Raw genomic sequence first — 3,125 nt, forward strand, 5'->3', positions numbered from 1 at the left:
GCCCGCATCGCCCAGCGCATCCTGGCGCTGACCGCCGCCATCTGGCACAACCGCGCCACCGGCGGGGCCATCACCCGATCACTGATCGCCTACGACCACTGACCCGATTTAGGACTTACTCGTCTAGGACCGGCGGGGTTCCCAGCGGAACCACAGCCGGATCGCGGCCAGCCCGGCGGCCGTCCAGGCGGCCAGGACCGGGAGGGGCAGCACCACGTCGCCGGTCCTGACGGCGTCCACCACGGCCGTGGTCGGCAGCAGGCCCAGGACGGTCTCCAGCCACGAGGGCAGCGGGATCGGTATCGCCCCCGACGCGAACCAGGCCAGCAGGAAGACGGGCATGGTGAAGACGGGCGTCAGCTCAGCGCGCGGGACCGCGGCCGTGTACGCCGCGCCGAGCAGCGTCAGCACGGCCGAGCCGGCGGCCGTGACGGCGGCGAACGCGAGCGGGTTCGCGGGCAGCGGGACGTCGGCGGCGAACCGCACGGCCACCGTGCACAGCACGATCAGGGCGAAGGTCTGCGTGGCCGTGCCGGCGATCTGGCCGAGGAGGATCTGGGCGTCCGTCAGGCGGGTGCAGCGCAGACGTTTGAGCACGAGCTGGTCGCGGCGGACGGCCAGGGTCATCGTGGTGTTCATGAGCGCGGTGAGCGCCAGAAGCAGCGCGATCGAGCCTTGGAAGACCACCGTGGCCAGGGCTGCGCCGCCGGGCGAGAGGTGCCGCATGAGCGCGGGCAGGCCGACGGACAGCACGACCGGTGTGATCACCGTGCCGATCAGCATGGGCGTGTCCCGCCAGAACAGTCGGGTCCCCAGACGGTAGGCGGCGGTCAGACTCACGGTGTCCTCCACGAGGGTCGGTCGGCGTCGACGGGATGTTCGTCAGCGCGGCGGGGCGCATCGGGCTCGGGGAATCGGTCGGCCTGCCGGTGGGGCTCCGGGAAGCCGCTCATGAAGTGTTTCCGGCGGGTGCCCGTCCGTGGGGTGGTCCGCCGGTGGGAGTCCTCGTTCACGGGGTGGGTTCGGGGCGGAGCTCCAGGAACAGGTCCTCGAGGGTGGCGGCGCGGACCTCCAGGCCCTCCAGGCGCAGGCCCAGGCCGGCGGCCCAGGTCAGCAGGGTCTGCGCGGCCACGTCTGGGTCGGCGACGCGGCAGACCGCGTGCCGTCCTCGACCGTGACCGGCAGCGGCAGCTCCGCGGCGCTCACGTGCGCGGGCAGCCGGAAGGCCACCCGCCCCCGGCGCGCCGCCAGCGTCTCGGCCATCCCGCCCGAGGCCACGATCCGGCCCTCGTCCAGGATCGCCATCGCGGACGCCAGCCGCTGCGCCTCCTCCAGGTAGTGCGTGGTCAGCAGGACCGTGGTGCCCTGCCGGGCCAGGTCGCGGACGACCTCCCAGGTGTGGGCGCGCGCCTCGGGGTCCAGGCCGGTGGTGGGCTCGTCCAGGAAGAGCACGTCGGGGCGGCCCAGCAGGGCGAGCGCCAGGTCGAGGCGGCGCTTCTCCCCGCCGGACAGCTGACGGACGCGGGTGGCCGCCTTGGACGTCAGCCCGGCCAGGTCGAGGGCCTCGTCGCGCGGACGGGGCGTGGCGGTGAAGTCGCGCCAGACGTCCACCGTCCGGGCCACCGTCAGGTCGGGGAAGAACCCGGCCTCCTGCAGCATGACGCCCGTGCGCGCCCGCATGGCCGCCCGGTCGACGTAGGGGTCGAGGCCGAGCACCCGCACCGTGCCCACGTCGGCCCGCTGGAACCCGGCCAGGACCTCGACCGTGGTCGTCTTGCCCGCGCCGTTCCTGCCGAGCAGCGCGAGGATCTCACCTTCGGCCACCTCGAACGACACGTCCCGCACCGCGGGGAAACCCCGGTGACTCTTGCGGAGCCCGGTCACTTCGATCGCTGTCATGCCTCCCACTGTCGCGGCGCGCGATCGCGGGCGACAGTGAGAAATTCACGATGTGCGGGAGAGCTTGAGCAGCGCGGCCGCGACCTCGTCGGGGCTCACCAGCTGGTGCAGGTGCCGGCCGGGCAGCCGGGTCACCGGCCAGCCGCGGCGGGCGGCCTCCTCGGCGACCTTGTCGTACGGCCGGCCGTACCACAGGCACGAGCACCTGACGTCGTCCCAGCCGGCGGGCACGGGGATGGCCTGCGTGTAGTAGTCGAGAGGCAGGCGCGGCTGCTCGGCCGCCACCCGCACGCGTTCGGCGGGGTCGGGCAGCATGGCCACCACGTCCTCCTCGTCCCACCAGTCGGTCCAGCGCGGCAGCACGCCGTCGGGGCCGGCCAGGTCGTGCAGGAACGGCAGGAACGCCTCCTCGGCCGTCCTGACCAGACCCTGGCGGGGCGGGATGTGGGCGTCGGCGAACACGCAGGCCACCACCCGCTCGCCCAGCGCCTCCTTGATCACGGGGACGAAGAATCCGGCGTTGCTGTGGGCGGCGAGCACGACGGGGGTCTCGGGGGCGGCGGCGCGTACCGCGTCGACCACCCTCGGCCAGTACGGCGCCCCGCCCATCGACACGCCGGTCAGGTCGGGCACCACGGCGGCGTGCCCCCGGCGCTCCAGCGACCGCGCCACGGGAGCCCACGTCGAGGGGCCGACGGAAGGGCTGTGCACGAGGAGGAAGGTGGATCGCATGCGTCCACCCTGTCAGACGACCAAGGGGTGACGGGAGACCGTGCGGCCGTCTGCGCGGTAGGACCTCCAGGCCACGGCCAGGTTGTTCACCGCTCGCGAAAGCTCCTCGCGCGGGAACAGGAAGTGCAGCCGCAGGCGGTCGGCGTGCCCGCCCGCCGGATCGAACGAGCGGCCCGGCGGCACCGCGACGCCGTGCCGGAGCGCCACCTGGGCGAAGGAGTCGGCGTCGCCGCGCGGGAGCCGCACCCAGACGGTCTGGCCGCCGAGCGCGGGCTCGAACGTCCAGGACGGCAGCCGCGCCCGCAGCTCGGCGCACAGGTGGTCGTGCCGGGCGCGCAGCGTGCGCACCTGCGCGGCGCGTACGTCGCCGAGACGGCGCAGCAGCGCGACGGCGGCGAGCTGGCTGAAGACCTCGCCCCCGAGGTCGTGGACGGCGCGCAGGCGGGCCAGCCGCGACACCAGCGGCGCCGGCGCGCGGATCCAGCCCACCCGCA

5 protein-coding genes and 1 pseudogene are annotated in these 3,125 nt (G+C 74.3%); 1 reads left to right on the forward strand and 5 read right to left on the reverse strand.

Features of this window, described 5'->3' with window-relative positions; translation table 11 throughout:
• Positions 1-102, forward strand: a pseudogene (locus E1286_RS52305) (IS982 family transposase); the annotation flags it as partial.
• 21 nt (positions 103-123) lie between these two features.
• On the opposite strand, the gene E1286_RS46705 reads toward E1286_RS52305, so the two are convergent.
• The 5 genes from E1286_RS46705 to E1286_RS46720 form a co-directional block, all read right to left on the reverse strand.
• A complete protein-coding gene (locus E1286_RS46705; protein WP_132623782.1) occupies positions 124-840 on the reverse strand; it encodes an ABC transporter permease in 717 nt (238 codons plus the stop codon).
• A gap of 169 nt (positions 841-1,009) precedes the next feature.
• The gene (locus tag E1286_RS51635) at positions 1,010-1,132 is read right to left on the reverse strand and encodes a hypothetical protein (protein WP_281282867.1); all 123 of its coding nucleotides are present in this window, start codon (positions 1,130-1,132) and stop codon (positions 1,010-1,012) included.
• The gene (locus tag E1286_RS46710) at positions 1,111-1,899 is read right to left on the reverse strand and encodes an ABC transporter ATP-binding protein (protein WP_223190959.1); all 789 of its coding nucleotides are present in this window, start codon (positions 1,897-1,899) and stop codon (positions 1,111-1,113) included. The genes E1286_RS51635 and E1286_RS46710 overlap by 22 nt, the downstream gene beginning before the upstream one ends.
• A 45-nt stretch (positions 1,900-1,944) precedes the next feature.
• Complete coding sequence (locus tag E1286_RS46715; protein WP_132623784.1) at positions 1,945-2,631, reverse strand: alpha/beta hydrolase; 687 nt, start codon at positions 2,629-2,631, stop codon at positions 1,945-1,947.
• A 12-nt stretch (positions 2,632-2,643) separates the two neighbouring features.
• A partial coding sequence (locus E1286_RS46720; RefSeq protein ID WP_132623786.1) for an aminotransferase class I/II-fold pyridoxal phosphate-dependent enzyme occupies positions 2,644-3,125 on the reverse strand: 482 nt, incomplete at its 5' end.

This window comes from Nonomuraea terrae (genome assembly GCF_004348995.1).
In the GTDB taxonomy this organism is placed as follows: domain Bacteria; phylum Actinomycetota; class Actinomycetes; order Streptosporangiales; family Streptosporangiaceae; genus Nonomuraea; species Nonomuraea terrae.

What these genes read in the sequence shown, in the direction of transcription:
- E1286_RS46710 (WP_223190959.1), bottom strand. Translation starts at nt 1,899, where the DNA reads ATGACAGCGATCGAAGTGACCGGGCTCCGCAAGAGTCACCGGGGTTTC.
- E1286_RS46715 (WP_132623784.1), bottom strand. Translation starts at nt 2,631, where the DNA reads ATGCGATCCACCTTCCTCCTCGTGCACAGCCCTTCCGTCGGCCCCTCG.